This is a genomic window from Tunturiibacter gelidiferens (genome assembly GCF_013410115.1).
Lineage (GTDB): Bacteria > Acidobacteriota > Terriglobia > Terriglobales > Acidobacteriaceae > Edaphobacter > Edaphobacter gelidiferens.
Genome location: NZ_JACCCV010000002.1, coordinates 1,383,446 through 1,399,932 on the forward strand (window position 1 = coordinate 1,383,446; position 16,487 = coordinate 1,399,932).

Sequence of the window (16,487 nt, forward strand, 5' to 3'; positions counted from 1 at the left end):
AGATGATGCAACGATGAAGGAATCGATAAAGAAATCTGACGATGCAGTTGTTGCGGCGACACCGATCCGTATCGTTGTTGCCGATGATCATCCGGTGGTGCGCTTCGGCGTGAAGAACATGCTGGAGAATGAGGCCGGCTTCGAGGTGGTAGGCGAAGCCGAAGATGGCGATGTGGCGATTACGCAGACACTGGAGCTGGAGCCGGACATTCTGCTGCTGGACCTGCAGATGCCACGGCTGCCTGGACTAGAGGCTCTGCGCGCGATTATGAGCAAGTCGCCGCGGGTGAAGATCATCATGCTGACGAGTACGATCTCAACGCAACAGATCATCGAAGCGCTGCAGATCGGAGCTCGCGGTATCGTGCTGAAGGATGCGGTTGCGGGCGATCTTTCCCGTTCGCTGCGGGCTGTGCTCTCTGGCGACTACTGGATAGGCGGGGAGCGGGTTGCTAATCTGGTGACGGCGCTGAACGAGCTGATGAAGAAGGCAGCCGCAGTTCCGGAGCGGAAGACCTATGGTTTGACGCCCAGGGAGTTGGAGGTCGTGACCTGCATCGTGGAAGGCTGCAGCAACAAAGATGTTGCTAAGCAGTTCACGATCAGTGAGGAGACGGTGAAGCGGCATCTTTCGAATATCTTCGATAAGACCGGCGTTTCGACGCGGCTGGAGTTGGCGCTGTTTGCGATCGCTCACAAGCTCGTTGTTCTGGACAACTAGATCTCGGATCTGCCGTTTGCGGGCCTTCAGTAAAATGAAGGTATGAGCGAGGGTGCGGCTTCAGAGATTGTGGATTTATTAGTGATTGGGGCGGGGCCGACTGGCATGGCCTGCGCGATTGAGGCGCAACGGGCGGGTTTTACGACGATGCTGGTCGATAAAGGCTGCCTTTGCAATTCACTGTTTCATTATCCGGCGCATATGACATTTTTTACAACGCCGGAGCTGCTGGAGATCGGGGATATGCCCTTCTCCAGTCCAAATCAGAAACCCAATCGCAGTGAGGCGCTTGAGTACTACCGCAAGGTGGCTGAGTTCTATCGGCTGGACGTTCGTCAGTATGAGAATGTTGAGCAGGTAGATGGTGCAGACGGTAATTTTCGCGTTCGTACGATGGATCGCTTTGGGCGGGCGGTGAACCATCGTGCACGGAAGTTGGTGGTCGCCACCGGATACTACGATCTACCGAACTACCTTGGGATTCCCGGCGAGGATCTCAGCAAGGTGAAGCACTACTATCATGAGCCACATCCTTACTATGGGCTTGATGTCTTGGTGATTGGGGGAAAGAACTCCGCGGCGATTGCAGCGCTGGACCTTTGGCGTCATGGTGCGAAGGTGACGCTGGTGCATCGGGGTAAGGAGATTCCAAAAAGTGTGAAGTACTGGATTCTGCCGGACATCAATAACCGGATCAAGAATCATGAGGTCGAAGCCTACTTCGACAGCGTTGTCACGAACATTACAGAGGACGATGTGACTCTCGCAACCCGGAGAGGAAAGGTGACGATTGCGAACCAGTTTGTGTTTGCGCTGACGGGGTACCATCCCGACTTCGAGTTCATCGAGAGGCTGGGGGTAAAGCTGGATAAAGCGAATGACCGTTGCCCCGTATGCAATCCGGGTACGCTCGAAAGCAATGTGCCGGGAATCTATGCGGCTGGAGTCATTGTCGCGGGGGAGCGGACGAGTGAGATCTTCATCGAAAATGGGCGCTTCCATGGGAAGTTGATCGCGGAAGATCTGCGAAGGAAGCGAGTTGCGGCTTAGGTTGCGGGGCTAGGCTGGAGCGATAGCCCTTCCATCCTGTCCTGTTGCTGACTCCCTGACGGATGGTAGTCTGGAACCGACAACCGAAGAAATTTTCAGGGGAATATGTGCTGCGCAAGGAGAGCCAGATCTCCTCTGTTGGTTGCGTAATGTCCGTAACGAACCATACGACTTCACGCTTTGCGCAAACTTCAGGAGAAGGTGCTTTATCGCTCACGTTGTAATCATTGGATCAGGGGCAATGGGCCTTTCTGCAGCGTTCCACGCCGCGAAGGCCGGACACACGGTGGAAGTTCTGGAGGTTGCGCCTGAGCCCGGCGGCATGGCTGCTCACTTTGACATGGCGGGGCTTTCCATAGAGCGCTTTTACCACTTCGTTTGCAAGAGCGATGCGCCAACAATGGCGCTGCTGGAAGAACTTGGCATCGGCGACCAGCTAAAGTGGAGGACTACCTCCATGGGCATCTTTACGGGCAACAGGATGCACGATTGGGGCACTCCCTTTGCGCTATTGAAATTTCCTGAAATCAGCCTCCTCTCTCGACTCAGATATGGCCTGTTTGCGTTTTTGTCTGTGCGGCGGGAGCGCTGGGATGCGATTGAAACAGAGGCAGCCCACACTTGGATCACTCGATGGTGTGGGACGGAGGTGTTTGAGCGTCTCTGGAAACCACTGTTTGCATTGAAGTTCTATCAATATGCGGATAATGTCTCAGCTGCCTGGATCTGGACCCGGATCAAGCGGATCGGTCGATCCCGCAAGTCATTCATGGAGGAAGAACTCGGCTACATTGAAGGCGGAAGTCAGACGCTGGTGAATGCTCTGTGCTCGTCGATTGTGAAGAGCGGAGGCAAGGTCCGCACGCGTTGTGGGGCGCAGAAAGTAATTGTGGAAGATGGGCAGGTGAAGGGGGTCATGACGCCCGAGGGGTTCGTGCGAGCGGATGCGGTTATTTGTACGGTCCCAACGCCGCTGGTCACAGCGATGATCCCAGACCTACCTGAAGATTGGAAGGCTCGTTACGAATCGATAGTAAATATGGGTATTTGCTGCCTGGTCTTCAAACTCAAGCGATCGGTGAGTCCACACTTCTGGGTCAATATCAGCGAACCAGATATTTCTACCCCTGGGATCATTGAGTTCTCGCAGCTCAGACCGGTCGGTGGCGACACTGTGGTGTATGTGCCTTATTACATGCCAAACGACAACATCAAATTCACCTGGACCGACGAAGAACTTCTGAATGAGTCCTTCGGATATCTCCAGAGGTTGAATCCGCAGCTGACGCGCGAGGACATTATCGCGCAGCATGTAGCCCGTCTTCGTCATGCGCAACCTGTCTGTGAACCCGGATTCGCAGCAAAGATTCCGCCGATCCAAACTCCGATTCGAGGACTACAGGTTGCCGACACTTGCTTTTATTATCCCGAGGACAGGGGAATCTCAGAGAGCGTTCGAATTGGTCGGCAGATGGCGAAGCATCTTTCAACGGTTGAGCTTCCCCTGCCTGATGTAAAACGTGTCTAACCTAACTTTTCGGCACACCGTATTTGCACTCGCTGCGGCCGCTGCCATCTCGCGCTTGATCAATCGTCCTGCTAATCAGCTTTACAGTTGCGCCGATTTCCTGAGACGTTGCTGTCGTCGCATACCCGGATTATTCAAAATTCAGAAGGATCTGCAGAAAAAGCTAGCCGATGACGCGGCGTAGAAAGCCCTTGATGCCCAGCCAGGTGAGGAGGCAGAGAGAGGCTATGAGCATGCCGACGATGAGGAAGGGGTTCATGTGCGGCAGCGTGGGAGTAAGGGCTGCGCGGAGGCCCTCGCTCATGTAGACGATTGGGTTGATGAGAACGCCAACCTGGAGCCAGCGGATATGAGTGAGCGCGGCCCAAGGGTAGTAGACGCAACCTAGAAACGTGATGGGGATGACGACGACGCCGAAGATGAGACCAATCTGCTGCGGCTTGACGCTGGTGCCAATGGTGAGTCCGAGTGCGCCTGCGGTAAGGCTGGCAAGGGCTACGACAAGAATGAGAAACGGCCAGTTGCTGATATGGGTTGTGGGGTGTGTCGCTGGAACATAGTAGGCCAGCGGGTAGACGATGCAGGCGGCAATGACGCTCTGGACCGCGGAGAAGCAGATCTTTTCGATGGCGACGAAGGGGACGGGCAAGGGGCACATGACACGGTCGTCGATCTCGCGTGTGATGCCGAACTCCTGCGCGAGAGGGAGTGCGACCGCGGCAATGCCGGAGAACATGATGGCCACGGCCATGAGACCCGGAAGTAAGACCGTCGAGAAGGCGTTGCCAGCCATGGACGCTGTGGGATTCATGGCGGCGCCTGCGTTCATGTGCGGGATGACGTAGGTGAAGACGAAGAGAAAGAGCAGGGGGTTCATGCAGACGCGGATGATGAAGGGGAATAGCTCGCGTCGCAAGACGTGGAGATCGCGGCGGAAGAGGCCAACGAAGGCGCGCGCGTACTGGGTGAGCTTCGAGCTCTGAGGGCCGCGGGTGGTTTGGCGATTTAGCGACGTGCTCGGTTTTGCGACTTCTGCCAGTTGGGTCATAGATATCTCGGTCTTTAGACGGTTCTCTTGACTACTCGCGAAGGTCGCGGCCGGTGAGACGAATGAAGACGGTTTCGAGGCTGGTTTCGGTGATGGTGAGGTCGCGGAGGCCGTAGGGGTTTGCCTCGCGGACGACGTCGGAGAGGAGGCCTTCAGCTCCGTGTGCGAGGACACGAACACCCTTGGGGGTAGGCTCTGCGCTGGCTACTCCGGTGAGTTGCTGGAGTTGCTGCACGAGGGTGGGGATGTTGTCCTGGCTGCGAAGGTATAGCTCGTAGACCTTCTGCGCGCCGACGGAACCTTTGAGTGCTGTTGGGGTGTCCTGCACGAGGATTCTGCCGTGGTCGATGATGGCGACGCGATCGCAGAGTTCGTCGGCCTCTTCCATGTAGTGGGTTGTGAGGACGACGGTAATTCCCTCTTGACGGAGGTTGCGGACGGCATCCCACATGGCGATGCGGCTTTGCGGGTCGAGTCCGGCGCTGGGCTCGTCGAGAAAGAGAACCTTGGGGCGATGGGCGATGGCACGGGCGATCTGGACGCGCTGGGCGAGGCCGCCGGAGAGTTGGGCGGGATAGGCGCCGGCGCGTTCGGTCAGGTGGAATTGCGCGAGGAGTTGATTGGTGCGCTCGGTCGCTTCGGGGCCGGAGAAACCGAAGTAGAGACAGTGGAAGTTGATGTTTTCGTAGATGGTGCAGGCTCGGTCGAGCGTGTTGTACTGGGGTACTACGCCGATGAAGCGACGAGCCACCGCGGGGGTTTTGACGACGTCGATTCCTGCGATGCGAACACGACCCGAGGTGGGCAGGGCGCGAGTGGTGCAGATGCTGATGGTGGTGGTTTTGCCTGCGCCGTTGGGACCGAGAAGGCCGAAGAGTTCGCCCTCGTGAACGCTGAGATCGATGCCGTCGACGGCGACGACTCGTTGCTTGCCATCGTAGATTTTCTGGAGGCTTTCGATCTCGACTATCATTTGGCTCAACTCCTCCTGCGCTTCTGCGATTATATGCAACGTCACGTAGCGTTTCGGTGGCTGAGGCTTCGACTGTTTTGCACGGTCAACAAGCTGTGTTCTGAGGTTGTCGGGTATCGTTTAGTCTGATGTAACGCGGATAACGATCTTTCCGAAGTGCGATGCGGACTCCATGTGAGCGAAGGCCTCGGCGGCCTGAGGTAAGTCGAAGACCTTGCCGATAACAGGACGCAAGCTGGCTTTCGAGATGGCAGCGTTCATCTCTTCGAACATGGCGCGGGAGCCCACGTAGATGCCCTGCACGCGGAGTTGCTTGTGAAGGATGGGCGTGAGGGCGACGTGGTCTGAGGTAGTGCCGCCGGAGAGGATGCCTATCTGCGCGACGGTGCCGCCGACTCGGGCGGCTCGCAAAGATTGACCGAAGGTGCCAGCGCCGCCCACTTCGATGATGCGATCCGCTCCTATGCCAGCGGTCGTTTCGGTAACCCATTTTGACCAGTCGGGGCGCAGCTTATAGTTGCATCCTTCGTCGAGGCCGAGGCTGCGTGCGCGGGTTAACTTCTCTTCGCTCGAGGAGGTGCCGAGGACGCGGGCTCCGAGGAGCTTTGCGAATTGGAGCGCAAAGATAGAGACGCCGCCCGTGCCCTGGATGACTACGGTTTCTCCTGGATGTACTGGATTGGGTGGGTCTCCGGCGTGATGAAGAGCGTTCCAAACAGTCACGCCAGCGCAGGGGAAGGTGGAAGCTTCTTCGTAGGTGAGATGCTCGGGGAAACGGACGACTCCCTCTTGGTCGAGAACAGCGTACTCGGTGAGCATGCCGTCTACGTCGCCACCGAGAGCGGCCTTTGATTTGTCGGCGGTGAGTGGGCCGTCGAGCCACCGCTGCATGAAGATGCCGCAGACGCGGTCACCCACTCTAACGCGGGTGACACCTTCGCCCGTGGCGACGACTTCTCCCGCTCCGTCCGAACAGGGGATGCGTGGCAGGGACATCTTCGGGTTGTAGAGACCCTTGACGACCATGAGATCGCGATAGTTGAGAGAGACGGCGTGAACTTTGATCAGGACCGTACCGGGGGTTGTTTGCGGGGTAGGCAGATCAAGGTGCCGGAGGTGATCGAGGCCGAATTGCTGGATAGGATATGCGCGCATAGTGTCTCTGGAAGAGTTGGATGCTGCCGATTTGGAATCGCCGAGGAGACGAGAGTAGCGAAACTATTTATATATTGATATATCGCAGCGTAGAATGAACAGTATGTCGCGAGGATGGGAGAGTAAATCCGTGGAAGAACAGCAAAACCAGGCTGCCGCTCCGAAACCTGTCACCGCAAACGATAATGCCGAGGTAGCGGAACGCAAACGAAGGCGACAGGCGTTGGAGTTGCAGCGGGAACGTATTCTGTCGGAGCGGACTTCGAGCCCGCACCGGCGATCCGCACTAACGATCGCGCTTGCCGATATTGAAGAGAAGCTCTCGGAGCTTGGCTGGTCGATTCACTTATAGGGTTTGACTGCTTTGATTCTGGCAGTTGTGGGCCGGATCGCGTCGCGTTCCACTGGGTGGGCTGACCTAATCGTTGACTCTACAGTTTGTTGGGCGCTTGAATTGACTCGTGTTTTAGGAAGAGAAGGCCGCCTGAGGCGGCCTTCTGGTTTTGGGAAGAAACAAGTTTACTGCGGTGTTGTCGGTGGGGCTGGATCGGCGTCGGGGCTGCTCTGTTGGACTCCAATCGCGTCGCCCGAGACGACAAGATTGACGCGCCGGTTCTGGGCTCGGCCCTGCGCTGTGGCGTTGTCGGCTACAGGCTTGGCTTTGCCGTAGCCAGTGGCGGAGATGTTATCCGTCTGGACGCCCTGCGTAACCAAAAAGTCGCGAACGGCATCAGCACGGTTTTCCGAGAGTTTCTGGTTGTATTGGTCTCCTCCGACGCTATCGGTGTAGCCCTCGACCTGGAGCTTCAGACCAGGATAGGCCTGCAGAATTCCAGCAACCTTAGCCAGACTGATCTGCGTGTTCGTCTTGAGGGTGTAGCGGCCAGTGTCGAAGAGCACGTCGGACATGTTGACGATGAGGCCCCGGGCTGATTCGCTGGTGGCGAGGACGCTGTTCAGCTGACTACGAAGCCTTTCACGGACGGCGTTGGCGTCTGTTGCGCTCTTATTGGCGGCGGCGGCACGAGCCTGAGCTTCGGCGGCGGCTGCTTCGGCACGGGCGCGGTCGGCATCCGCTTCAGCCTGGGCGGCGCGGGCGCGTTCAGCCTCAAGCTGCGACTGTTGAGCCTGAAGTTGCGACTGCTGGGCCTGAGCCTCGGCGTCGCGTTTGGCGTTGTCTGCGTTCAACTGGCGCTCCGCAGCCTGCTTGCGCAAAGTAACGAGACGGGCGTCTTCAGAACGCTGTACTGCCTGGCGCGCGAAGGTGATCTCCATCTTGCGATCGCCCTTTTTGTTCTGGTCGATGTCGGTAGCGTTGCGGAGATCCTGCATCGCCTCCGCCATAATGTCGGGAGCGTATTTATCGGCTCCTGCTGCCTGCGCGATTCGGACCGCGTTGTTGGCCTGATAGAGCTCAAGCGGGGATCTTTCATCCCTTGTGATGGGATTGAGATTCGACCTGGAGCCCTCCGTCTGGGCGTAAGAGCCGCGTGCCAAAAGGGAGTAGTGCGCATTCACTTTTTCGAGGACGCCGGTGGTTTTGTCGTTGATAATCACGTTCTGCAACACGACGACGTCGCTTGGCTGGGTCACTGAAAAATAGGGTTCTGCGGTGACGATCATGCCGAAGGACTGGAGGGCGGTGGTCACCTCTATGTTGTTCTTATTGTTCGCAGGAAGGACTTCGCCAAGATTGTTAGGGCGGCCATCGGGCGTGATCGCCCAAAGAACGTAAGTCAGGTACTCGGGACCGAAGCCATTGGCTGGTGTGAGCCCCTGGAACCGCGCTGAGATGTGAATTCCACCACGCTCGCTTGTGACTTTGGCCTCCCCTTTGGCCAAGGGAAGAAGAGGTGTCCCCCTGAAGCCGATATTGGTCGAACCGCTGCGATGCAGGTAGTTGACGGCGTCGAGGTCGCGCTGAACGACCTTTACACGGTAGATATAGATTCCGTTGTCCTGCTTCTTGATCTCATCCGGATTTTGGGGAGGATTGGTCTGCGCCGTCGGGTTTGGCTCCTGCGCGTGGAGCGCTGTCGAGCCAGCCCCAAAATATCCAAAGATTCCAACAGAAATCATTAGGGCAGTAAAGACGTTCTTGGTGCGATTCATTCACGATCTCCTTGCCGAACACGAACTAGTGGGCACAGGCGCAGAGCTTTTCCTGCGTCTGACGACTTATGATGCGATGCGCAGGACGGGGTAAAGGGTGTCCGGGAAGGCACCCTGTCCCGGGTACATCCCACGCGGTTCCATGGACATAAATAGCACAAACCAGGGCGCTTGCGAAATGTCGTGAAACGAACAACGGCCCCCTGTCTGAAGGGAGCCGCCGTAATTGATTTTTGCGTTATGCGCTGTGCTGGTGTTGCGGTGTGGTTTTATGCACGAAGTGGTACGGAGGCCAGGGGCCGGAGAGCTGCATGCGGCAATCCTTGAGCTCGAGCGTGGCAGAGGTGTACTTGTTCTGATAACGCTCGACGGTCTTGTTGTCGATGAGGTGGGCGATGTCGAGAAGCATCTTGCCGGTGTCCATTCGCTTGCAGGTGATCTCTTCGGCTAGCGGCAGGAACATGCGGTGCATCTGGATGGAGAGGGCGCGGGCTTTGGATTGGCGCTCGCGCTGACGACTGGCGCTCTCTCGCAGACTGGTCAAATACTGCTGGCCCACGGTCATGTCGCGAGTCGCGTTGCCTGGGCAGATATCGTCGACGAGGACCTTGAGATGCATCTCGGCTTTGCCGCGGAGACGCTCGACGTTGGCTTGAAAGTGGCGCTGATTGGAGCGAACGGAGCGGCGCAGAGCATCGTCGTCCTGGAAGGTGGTCCCGAAGCGAAAAGGCAGAACGGTGGAGAGCTTGAAGCAGTCTGCGACGACACGCGCGTGATCTTTGGCGGCCTGTTGGTCGAGCCGTGCGCTGTCTTCGGGGCTGTGTTCAGAGACGATAACGGCTAAATCACTGGCGGGAAACAAGAACGTCTGGTTACCGAAGAGCCCCGAGACATTCGTCAGGGGCATCGGGCGGCGGTGGCGGCAAAGCTCTGGAAATGCCTGTCTCTCTGCGACGCAATACGCGTACCATGCCATAAATTTTATCCTTCCGAGCACGCTGAGGGGTCTAACCGCCCCATCAGGAAGTTGGTTATGTAACTCAAACCGATACGGAAATTTTGAAGGAGCTCTTCATTTCAATAGGTTTTTGGCCCTGAGAAGCATGCGATTTGCCGCAGACTCCGCCGAACCGAAACGGATAGTATGCCTATTGAAGTACGATTGGCAACACTTTCTTCGCCGGAAAGATGCACTATTTTGTGGGCACGCGCTTGGCCAATCTATCGAGGCCTGAAGAGGTCGTACCACCAGATGCGATACCAGCAAGTACGCAGATCGTGGCGAATAGAATCGCTGATCTACTTCTCGGTTGAAGTTTCTTTTGGGTTCACCGGAGGGTGCTCGGGAGTCCGCCACGAGGGGGGATCCGACGCGGTTATCGGCTTGGGAGCAGAATCTTCGGGGCTTGAGATGCCGACCAGACGCAACACTTTTCCAATGACACGAACAACAGGTCGCATATTCACCTCGAAAACGTCTGAACTTCCGCTAGGCTACGCTATTTTTAACGGATGAGCCCATACTACGAAACAACCCCTGGCAACAGGCGAGGTAAGTGGCACAACCTGTTTGTCTTGAGCCTGATCTTAGGCGCCATGTTTTACCAGGCATCGACAGGATGGGCCCAGAGCGCCGCGGCCAAACCGGCACCCGATGTGATCGTGTTTACCAATGGCGATCAGTTGACGGGAACTCTGGAGCGGGCCAACGGTGACTCTTTTGTTTTTAAGAGCGATGTGGTCGGTGAGATTACGGTGACAGCGGACAAGATCAAAGAGCTCCACAGCGGGGGTAAGTTCGTCGCGTTGAGGAACGGAGAGAAGGTCACTCGCACCTCGAAGACACCGGGAACGATCACCTATCAGGACAGCGCTGTGACGCTGGCGGACACGTCTTCCTCGAGCGTAATTGATACGGTACCGGTGAAGGACCTTTCTGCTTTGATCGACGGAGCGACGTACACCAAAGAGGTGACCGGAAACCCGGGGATCTTCCAGGATTGGACGGGGGGGCTATCTGGTGGGGTCACGCTGGTCGAATCCACGCAGACGGGGCAGAGCTTCACCGCGGCAGTCAACCTGATACGGCTCGTCCCTTCGGTCGAGTTTCTGCCTCCACGGACACGCGACACGATCGACGTGTTGGAGACGTATGGCAAGTTGACGCAGCCCGTGATTCCGCAGACTACGCCTCCGACTCCGGATTCCGTCGCAAAGACGAACATCTTTCATGCGGACGCAGAGCATGACAAGTATTTGACTCCTCGACTCTATGGCTTGGTCGGTTTGTCGTATGATCACAACTTCGCGCAGGGCCTGAATCTGCAACAGATCTATGGCGCTGGTATCGGTTACACCGTCATTGAAACCCCGGTTCAGGAGTTTGATGTGAAGGTGGATGTGCACTATGAAAGGCAGAACTTCGTGCCGCCCACTGCGAGTACGGATCTGATCGGATCAAGCTTCACCGAGCTATATCACCGCACCCTGCCACGGAAGATCCTCTTCACGGAGAGCGGAACGTTTATACCGTCCTGGAACGATCCGAGCATCTACTCCGCGATCTTTGCGGCAGGTCTGCAGCTGCCGACCTACAAGCGATTCAGCCTTAACCTCAACCTGCAGGATAACTATCTGAGCAATCCGGCGTTTGGGTACAAAGACAACAGCTTCCAGTTTGTAACTGGCGTAACGTACACGCTGAAGTAGCTAGTTTTAAGAGATACGGCCTCGCCGCATATACTGCGTCCGAGGCCTTTTCTTTTTGTCAGATTTCTCAGTGACGGCAGAGCTTATGGAGTCGGCGAGTTCAGGATCTGGGTGACCGGACCGGGTAGTTCCTTGTCCGCGTTCTTCAGGAGCAGGCTGACCTGCCACATCTCGGTATCGGAGAGTATGTGTTTGAAGGACGGCATGCCAGAGAGACGGATGCCATTGGCTACCTTCCAGTAGGTCTCGCCGGCTTCATCATCGCTGACGCCGACTACGTCGCTGGTCGCGTGTTTCTTCCAGAGCTGCGGAGTTGAGGGGAACATAGCCTTGGCGTAGGGTACATCGCGGCCAGGAGTGCCATGGCAGCTCGCGCACTGAGCACGGTAGATGTGTGCTCCGGACTCAAAGACATCTTCGCTTGTGCCGAAGGGAGCGGCTTTGGACTCGCGTTCGATGCGGGCGTCAAGAGGGAGGTGGACAATCTGCTTTTCGAAGGGGAGAGGCGAGTCGGCCACTGCGACCGGCAGCGGTCCGAACTTGAGATAGGCGAAGAGTCCCAGGGCGACAGCGACAACACCGAGCAAGAAACCAAGAAAGACTTTGCCAAAACCGCCACTGCCGCTGCTTTTTTTCGCCATCTTGAGCAAACTCCTTGGGGGTGAGGGCCGCTTTGAGGGGCGGCGGATGTTCTAATAAGGGATGGCCGCAGTTGGGTTTCCAGCCCGCAGGTCTCGAGTACCACAATAGCAAAACCAAGCTTGTGCAGGAGTAATCGTTGATGTTCGGTTTTCGTTCGAGTGTAAAGAAGGTAGCAGGATTGTTGCTGGCGGGGTTGATGGCCAGCGGGGCGGTTGCGGTACAGGCACAGGTGACGCACAGGACGCGGCGGGAGTCGAGCGCCAACCGCAAGGCTCGCATTGCGCGGACGACTGCGGAGACGTACAGCCATCGGTATGAAGTTGCGGGGGGCGGCGGATACATGCGGTTCAAACCAGGCTCTTCCCTGCAGAAGAATAATGAAGTGACGTTCTGGATGTCGGGAACCTACTTCCTGAATCCGAAGCTGGGCATCATCGGAGAAGTTCGCGGGGCGTATGGAAATGCGAAGATCGGGAACAATCTAGGCTCGCCAGTAACCCTGCCCTTCAATCCGCAGATCTCGGAATACCCGTTCCTGGGCGGAGTGGCCTACCGGGTGTATGCGAAGGAGAAGATTGCTGTGACTGTGACAGGCGAAGGCGGAGCTGTTCTGGGCAAGTTTGACGGCGACGCCAAGGGTTTTCAGTCTAGGGATATCGGGGTATGGCAGGATGCGACCAAACCGGCGTTTGCCCTTGGTGCCAACTTCGACTACAACTTCTATCCGAACATCGCGTTTCGGGTTTCGCCAACCTACCTAGCGACGTTCTTCCGGTTGGATCCGACGGATCTGACTCACGGACCGCAGAGCACGATTCAGAACAACTTTGGCGTCAATGTCGGTCTGGTGTACCGATTCGGAAAGATCAAGTAAGAGTTGGTTGTTGATTGTGAGCGGGTGCGGCGAGAGACTTCGCTGCACCCGTTTTTGTTTTGCGCAAGAGTTGATCCTGGGATGCGGGTGAAGCAAGGCTACGTTCGACCAGAGATGCTGTGGCGCAAGTAAAATGCTGTGGCGGGAATGATTCGTAGGAGGCAGTTCGTAATGGCGACGATCAAGCAGGACGACTTTATCCGGAGTGTGGCGGATGCGCTGCAATACATCAGCTTCTACCATCCGGTGGACTACATTACGAACCTTGCACGGGCCTACGAGATGGAGCAGAGCCACGCCGCGAAGGATGCAATGGCGCAGATTCTGATCAACTCGCGGATGTGCGCCGAGGGTCATCGGCCAATCTGCCAGGACACGGGAATTGTGACGGCATTTGTGAAAGTCGGAATGGAGGTTCGGTGGGAGCCCGGCATCGGCGGCATGATGACGATGCAGGAGATGGTCGATGAGGGGGTGCGCGAGGCGTGGCGGAACGCCGATAACGTGTTGAGGCCGAGTATTCTGGAAGACCCTGCATTTACACGCAGAAATACCGGCGACAACACGCCGGCCATGGTGGTGGTCGAGTTGGTGGAGGGTGGAGAGGTGGACGTCACGGTTGCGTCGAAGGGCGGAGGCTCGGAGGCGAAGAGCAAGTTTGCGATGTTGAATCCTTCGGATTCGGTGGTGGACTGGGTGCTGAAGACAGTTCCGACGATGGGAGCGGGATGGTGTCCTCCGGGGATGCTGGGAATCGGGATCGGCGGGACCGCGGAGAAGGCGATGGTGATGGCGAAGGAGTCGCTGATGGACCCGATCGACATGCAGGAGTTGATCGCGCGGGGGGCCAAGACGAAGATCGAAGAGCTGAGGATCGAGCTGTATCACAAGGTCAATCGGCTGGGCATCGGTGCGCAGGGGCTGGGCGGACTGACAACTGTGCTTGACGTGAAGATCATGGACTTCCCGACGCACGCGGCGAATCTGCCGATCGCCATGATTCCGAACTGTGCGGCGACGCGGCATCTTCACTTCCACCTCGATGGCAGCGGACCAGTGATGGTGGATCCGCCGAAGCTGGATGCATGGCCGAAGCTGGAGTACGACGTGCATACAGCGCGACGGGTCGATCTGAATACCGTGACACACGACGATGTGAAGACTTGGAAGCCGGGCGAGGTGATTCTGCTCTCGGGCAAACTGCTGACCGGGCGCGACGCGGCACACAAGCGAATGACCGACATGTTGACGCGAGGCGAGAAGCTTCCGGTCGACTTCAAGAACCGGTTTATCTACTATGTGGGGCCGGTGGAGGCGGTGCGCGATGAGGCTGTAGGACCTGCCGGACCGACGACGGCAACGCGCATGGACAAGTTCACGCGACAGATGCTGGCCGAGACTGGCCTGCTGGGGATGATCGGCAAGGCGGAGCGCGGTCCGGCAGGGATTGATGCCATTCGCGAGTTCGAGGCGGTGTATCTGATCGCGATTGGCGGCGCCGCGTATCTGGTCTCGAAGGCGATCAAGAGTTCGAAGGTCCTGGCGTTCGCCGATCTGGGGATGGAGGCGATCTACGAGTTCGACGTGCAGGATATGCCTGTGACCGTGGCGGTCGACACCAAAGGCACCAGCGTGCATACGACGGGACCGGAGGAGTGGTCGCGCAGAATCGCCGGGATTCCGATTCTGCAGTAGCTGCGTGCGACTGTTGGTCTGTGTCACAGTACCCCTCCCCCGTCGTCAAAGTGCTAAAGTATTAAAAACAGAAGGCTTAGCTTTGTACTTTAGGTGTACATTATTCCATTCAAAGGACTTAGCGAAAAAATGTTTACTAAAAGGTAAAGGCCCCGATGGATGGTCGGGGCCTTCTCTGTTAGCTCTATCACCAGTATAGCAGTTGGGGCAGGATATTATGACAGGCGTATCTCTTTGAAACGATGATGGTTAGATTGGTTAAGAGCTTGACAGAATCGGGCAGTGGGTTAGTTTTGAACCCATTGATGTGAAGTTGCCTGTAACCCGACTTTAAGGGAACATCCGGAACTAAGCCGCGGAGTTGGGTGTCTATTCAAGGATGACGAAGGGATTGGGGCCACTGCTTACAATGACGGTTGGGCTTGCCGCACTTTGGATGCTTTCGAATGCATGGTCTACGCTGGGTCGGTCCGCAAGTGGAATTCCAGTCCTCTTATCTCATCAATGTAAGCGGCAGGAACTGATGAACATGGGCGACGGTAGAGAGATTTTTGTGCGCTATAGGCTTGATCACAGCAGCCTCGTGAACGACGATCTGATGCCTGTGGAAAATGATCTACGCCGTCAAATCAGGATGATCATGGCGACCCGTCAGGAACAAGTTCTCTTCTTCTATGCCGATGAGTCATTGCCGTTCGGTCAAGTGGCCGAGGTCTTAGCAGACTTTAGGACAGATGATCCCGCACTCTGGATCGTGATTCTCACCAAAGAACAGCTGAACTCAGTCGGCCCCGCCCGCGAATACCCGCCGATCTGCTTGCAAGTCATAAATTCCGCATAGCTCGCGTCGTCTCGGACTGCGGAATTCGCTACGTGGATAAGCACCTCAGGGTCGGAGTTCACGGAAACGGGGTTACGGTAGCAAGCGTTGGCAACCCGGAGCGGGTCGTGCTGCGCACGATGCCCACCTTAGCGACGATGAGACCGTCATGAAGATGGGGCACCCGAATTCCAGGGCTCTGCTAAGTGATGCGGGAGGGGTGCTCTGTCGGAGGCACAGGCTTGGGCTTCCGGCTGAGGACGAAGCTGCGACGCTTGCGGCGTTTGTCGGAGGCGTGGTCGATCTTCTTCCAGAAGCCGATGAAGTAGTCGATCGCGGAGATGATGGAGACGATGGTCATCCAGTAGATAGCGGTGACGGCGATGAAGTGGACGCCGACGATATAGCCGCCCCAGTTCCAGTAGTCCCAACGGTGCGCGAGGATGGCCGCGACGACCGAGACAATCTGGATGACGGTCTTGAGCTTTCCGATCTCGCTGGCTTCGATGGTGAAGCCTTCAGTTGCGGCGATGCTGCGGAGACCGGAGACCAGGAACTCGCGCCCGATGACCAGGACCGCGATCCAAGGTGGGACCACGCGAGGGTTGTAGGCCACCAGGATGATATAGGCGGCGGTGACCATGAGCTTGTCGGCGAGGGGGTCGAGCAGCATGCCCATGGTGGTGATCTGTTTGCGGCGGCGGGCGAGGTAGCCGTCGAGGCCGTCGGTAATGGCGGCAAGGATGAAGACGATGCTGGCGATGATCTCCTGTTCGCCGCCGCGGAGGCCTACCGCTCCGTGTCCGCCGGTGAAGGGGAAGGCGGGCGAGAGTATCCAGATGAGCAGAGGAACGCATGCGATACGGCTCATCGTGATGGAGTTGGGCAGGTTCATCGAGAGGTTACACAGTCCGCAGCAGGAGTACGCGGCACACTAGCATTCTGCCACAGTAAGACGCGTGAAAGTGGGAAAGGCTAAAGGCAGCCTGAGTTTGCGGGGCGCGCTTCCTCTTGAGCATAGTCCGACTTTCCGGCGCAGGAGTGGCTTTGGTTGGCTGTTGGCACCGCGCACGTCAAGCGCTGCGCCCGGCTTTGGCCACGATGGGTAGCTATCGACAAGATAGCTGAGGTCTTTAACGGAATATGCCGGGGTTTTCGAC

15 protein-coding genes are annotated in these 16,487 nt (G+C 57.1%); 8 read left to right on the plus strand and 7 right to left on the minus strand.

What is annotated here, in order from left to right; all coding sequences use genetic code 11:
* The first annotated feature begins 13 nt into the window (after window positions 1-13).
* The 3 genes from HDF12_RS17840 to HDF12_RS17850 all read left to right on the plus strand — a co-directional run bounded on the left by HDF12_RS17840 (window position 14) and on the right by HDF12_RS17850 (window position 3,299).
* Window positions 14-721 carry a response regulator gene (locus tag HDF12_RS17840; protein WP_179585554.1) on the plus strand — a complete coding sequence of 236 codons (708 nt, stop codon included), beginning with the start codon at window positions 14-16 and terminating at the stop codon, window positions 719-721.
* A 42-nt stretch (window positions 722-763) separates the two neighbouring features.
* A complete protein-coding gene (locus tag HDF12_RS17845) occupies window positions 764-1,771 on the plus strand; it encodes a YpdA family putative bacillithiol disulfide reductase (RefSeq protein WP_179585556.1) in 1,008 nt (335 codons plus the stop codon).
* 226 nt (window positions 1,772-1,997) lie between these two features.
* Window positions 1,998-3,299, plus strand: a complete 1,302-nt coding sequence (locus tag HDF12_RS17850; RefSeq protein ID WP_373563985.1) for an NAD(P)/FAD-dependent oxidoreductase — start codon at window positions 1,998-2,000, stop codon at window positions 3,297-3,299.
* A gap of 163 nt (window positions 3,300-3,462) precedes the next feature.
* Here the strand turns inward: HDF12_RS17850 and HDF12_RS17855 are convergent, their stop codons facing one another.
* From HDF12_RS17855 to HDF12_RS17865, 3 genes are all read right to left on the minus strand, one after another.
* A complete protein-coding gene (locus HDF12_RS17855; protein WP_179585558.1) occupies window positions 3,463-4,347 on the minus strand; it encodes an ABC transporter permease in 885 nt (294 codons plus the stop codon).
* A 31-nt stretch (window positions 4,348-4,378) separates the two neighbouring features.
* The gene (locus HDF12_RS17860; RefSeq protein WP_179585560.1) at window positions 4,379-5,320 is read right to left on the minus strand and encodes an ABC transporter ATP-binding protein; all 942 of its coding nucleotides are present in this window, start codon (window positions 5,318-5,320) and stop codon (window positions 4,379-4,381) included.
* Between the two features lie 120 nt (window positions 5,321-5,440).
* On the minus strand, window positions 5,441-6,475 hold the full coding sequence (locus HDF12_RS17865) for a zinc-dependent alcohol dehydrogenase family protein (protein ID WP_179585562.1): 1,035 nt from the start codon (window positions 6,473-6,475) through the stop codon (window positions 5,441-5,443).
* 130 nt (window positions 6,476-6,605) lie between these two features.
* Between HDF12_RS17865 and HDF12_RS17870 the strand changes: the two genes are divergently transcribed.
* On the plus strand, window positions 6,606-6,827 hold the full coding sequence (locus HDF12_RS17870; RefSeq protein WP_179585564.1) for a hypothetical protein: 222 nt from the start codon (window positions 6,606-6,608) through the stop codon (window positions 6,825-6,827).
* A gap of 167 nt (window positions 6,828-6,994) precedes the next feature.
* On the opposite strand, the gene HDF12_RS17875 is transcribed toward HDF12_RS17870, so the two are convergent.
* Together HDF12_RS17875 and HDF12_RS17880 are read right to left on the minus strand one after the other, a co-directional pair.
* On the minus strand, window positions 6,995-8,587 hold the full coding sequence (locus HDF12_RS17875) for an OmpA family protein (RefSeq protein ID WP_246374183.1): 1,593 nt from the start codon (window positions 8,585-8,587) through the stop codon (window positions 6,995-6,997).
* A gap of 238 nt (window positions 8,588-8,825) precedes the next feature.
* Complete coding sequence (locus tag HDF12_RS17880) at window positions 8,826-9,563, minus strand: GvpL/GvpF family gas vesicle protein (protein ID WP_179585566.1); 738 nt, start codon at window positions 9,561-9,563, stop codon at window positions 8,826-8,828.
* Window positions 9,564-10,183: 620 nt separating this feature from the next.
* Between HDF12_RS17880 and HDF12_RS17885 the strand changes: the two genes are divergently transcribed.
* A complete protein-coding gene (locus tag HDF12_RS17885; RefSeq protein WP_257025720.1) occupies window positions 10,184-11,296 on the plus strand; it encodes a DUF481 domain-containing protein in 1,113 nt (370 codons plus the stop codon).
* Window positions 11,297-11,379: 83 nt separating this feature from the next.
* Here the strand turns inward: HDF12_RS17885 and HDF12_RS17890 are convergent, their stop codons facing one another.
* Entirely contained in the window at window positions 11,380-11,937 is a 558-nt protein-coding gene (locus HDF12_RS17890; RefSeq protein WP_179585570.1) for a c-type cytochrome, read from the minus strand.
* Between the two features lie 140 nt (window positions 11,938-12,077).
* Between HDF12_RS17890 and HDF12_RS17895 the strand changes: the two genes are divergently transcribed.
* The 3 genes from HDF12_RS17895 (at window position 12,078) to HDF12_RS17905 (ending at window position 15,348) form a co-directional block, all read left to right on the plus strand.
* A complete protein-coding gene (locus HDF12_RS17895; RefSeq protein ID WP_179585572.1) occupies window positions 12,078-12,812 on the plus strand; it encodes an outer membrane beta-barrel protein in 735 nt (244 codons plus the stop codon).
* 171 nt (window positions 12,813-12,983) lie between these two features.
* Window positions 12,984-14,507 (plus strand): fumarate hydratase, encoded by a 1,524-nt coding sequence (locus tag HDF12_RS17900; protein ID WP_179585574.1) that lies wholly within the window; start codon window positions 12,984-12,986, stop codon window positions 14,505-14,507.
* Between the two features lie 523 nt (window positions 14,508-15,030).
* Window positions 15,031-15,348 (plus strand): hypothetical protein, encoded by a 318-nt coding sequence (locus tag HDF12_RS17905; RefSeq protein ID WP_179585576.1) that lies wholly within the window; start codon window positions 15,031-15,033, stop codon window positions 15,346-15,348.
* Between the two features lie 181 nt (window positions 15,349-15,529).
* On the opposite strand, the gene pgsA is transcribed toward HDF12_RS17905, so the two are convergent.
* Window positions 15,530-16,222 (minus strand): CDP-diacylglycerol--glycerol-3-phosphate 3-phosphatidyltransferase, encoded by a 693-nt coding sequence (pgsA, locus tag HDF12_RS17910; RefSeq protein WP_179585578.1) that lies wholly within the window; start codon window positions 16,220-16,222, stop codon window positions 15,530-15,532.
* Window positions 16,223-16,487: the final 265 nt, after the last annotated feature.

Coding starts and splice junctions, on each gene's coding strand:
- HDF12_RS17840 (WP_179585554.1), top strand. CDS start 14: ATGAAGGAATCGATAAAGAAATCTGACGATGCAGTTGTTGCGGCGACA.
- HDF12_RS17895 (WP_179585572.1), top strand. CDS start 12,078: ATGTTCGGTTTTCGTTCGAGTGTAAAGAAGGTAGCAGGATTGTTGCTG.
- HDF12_RS17880 (WP_179585566.1), bottom strand. CDS start 9,563: ATGGCATGGTACGCGTATTGCGTCGCAGAGAGACAGGCATTTCCAGAG.
- HDF12_RS17885 (WP_257025720.1), top strand. CDS start 10,184: ATGTTTTACCAGGCATCGACAGGATGGGCCCAGAGCGCCGCGGCCAAA.
- HDF12_RS17905 (WP_179585576.1), top strand. CDS start 15,031: ATGAACATGGGCGACGGTAGAGAGATTTTTGTGCGCTATAGGCTTGAT.
- HDF12_RS17890 (WP_179585570.1), bottom strand. CDS start 11,937: ATGGCGAAAAAAAGCAGCGGCAGTGGCGGTTTTGGCAAAGTCTTTCTT.
- HDF12_RS17875 (WP_246374183.1), bottom strand. CDS start 8,587: ATGAATCGCACCAAGAACGTCTTTACTGCCCTAATGATTTCTGTTGGA.
- pgsA (WP_179585578.1), bottom strand. CDS start 16,222: ATGAACCTGCCCAACTCCATCACGATGAGCCGTATCGCATGCGTTCCT.
- HDF12_RS17845 (WP_179585556.1), top strand. CDS start 764: ATGAGCGAGGGTGCGGCTTCAGAGATTGTGGATTTATTAGTGATTGGG.
- HDF12_RS17900 (WP_179585574.1), top strand. CDS start 12,984: ATGGCGACGATCAAGCAGGACGACTTTATCCGGAGTGTGGCGGATGCG.
- HDF12_RS17860 (WP_179585560.1), bottom strand. CDS start 5,320: ATGATAGTCGAGATCGAAAGCCTCCAGAAAATCTACGATGGCAAGCAA.
- HDF12_RS17855 (WP_179585558.1), bottom strand. CDS start 4,347: ATGACCCAACTGGCAGAAGTCGCAAAACCGAGCACGTCGCTAAATCGC.
- HDF12_RS17865 (WP_179585562.1), bottom strand. CDS start 6,475: ATGCGCGCATATCCTATCCAGCAATTCGGCCTCGATCACCTCCGGCAC.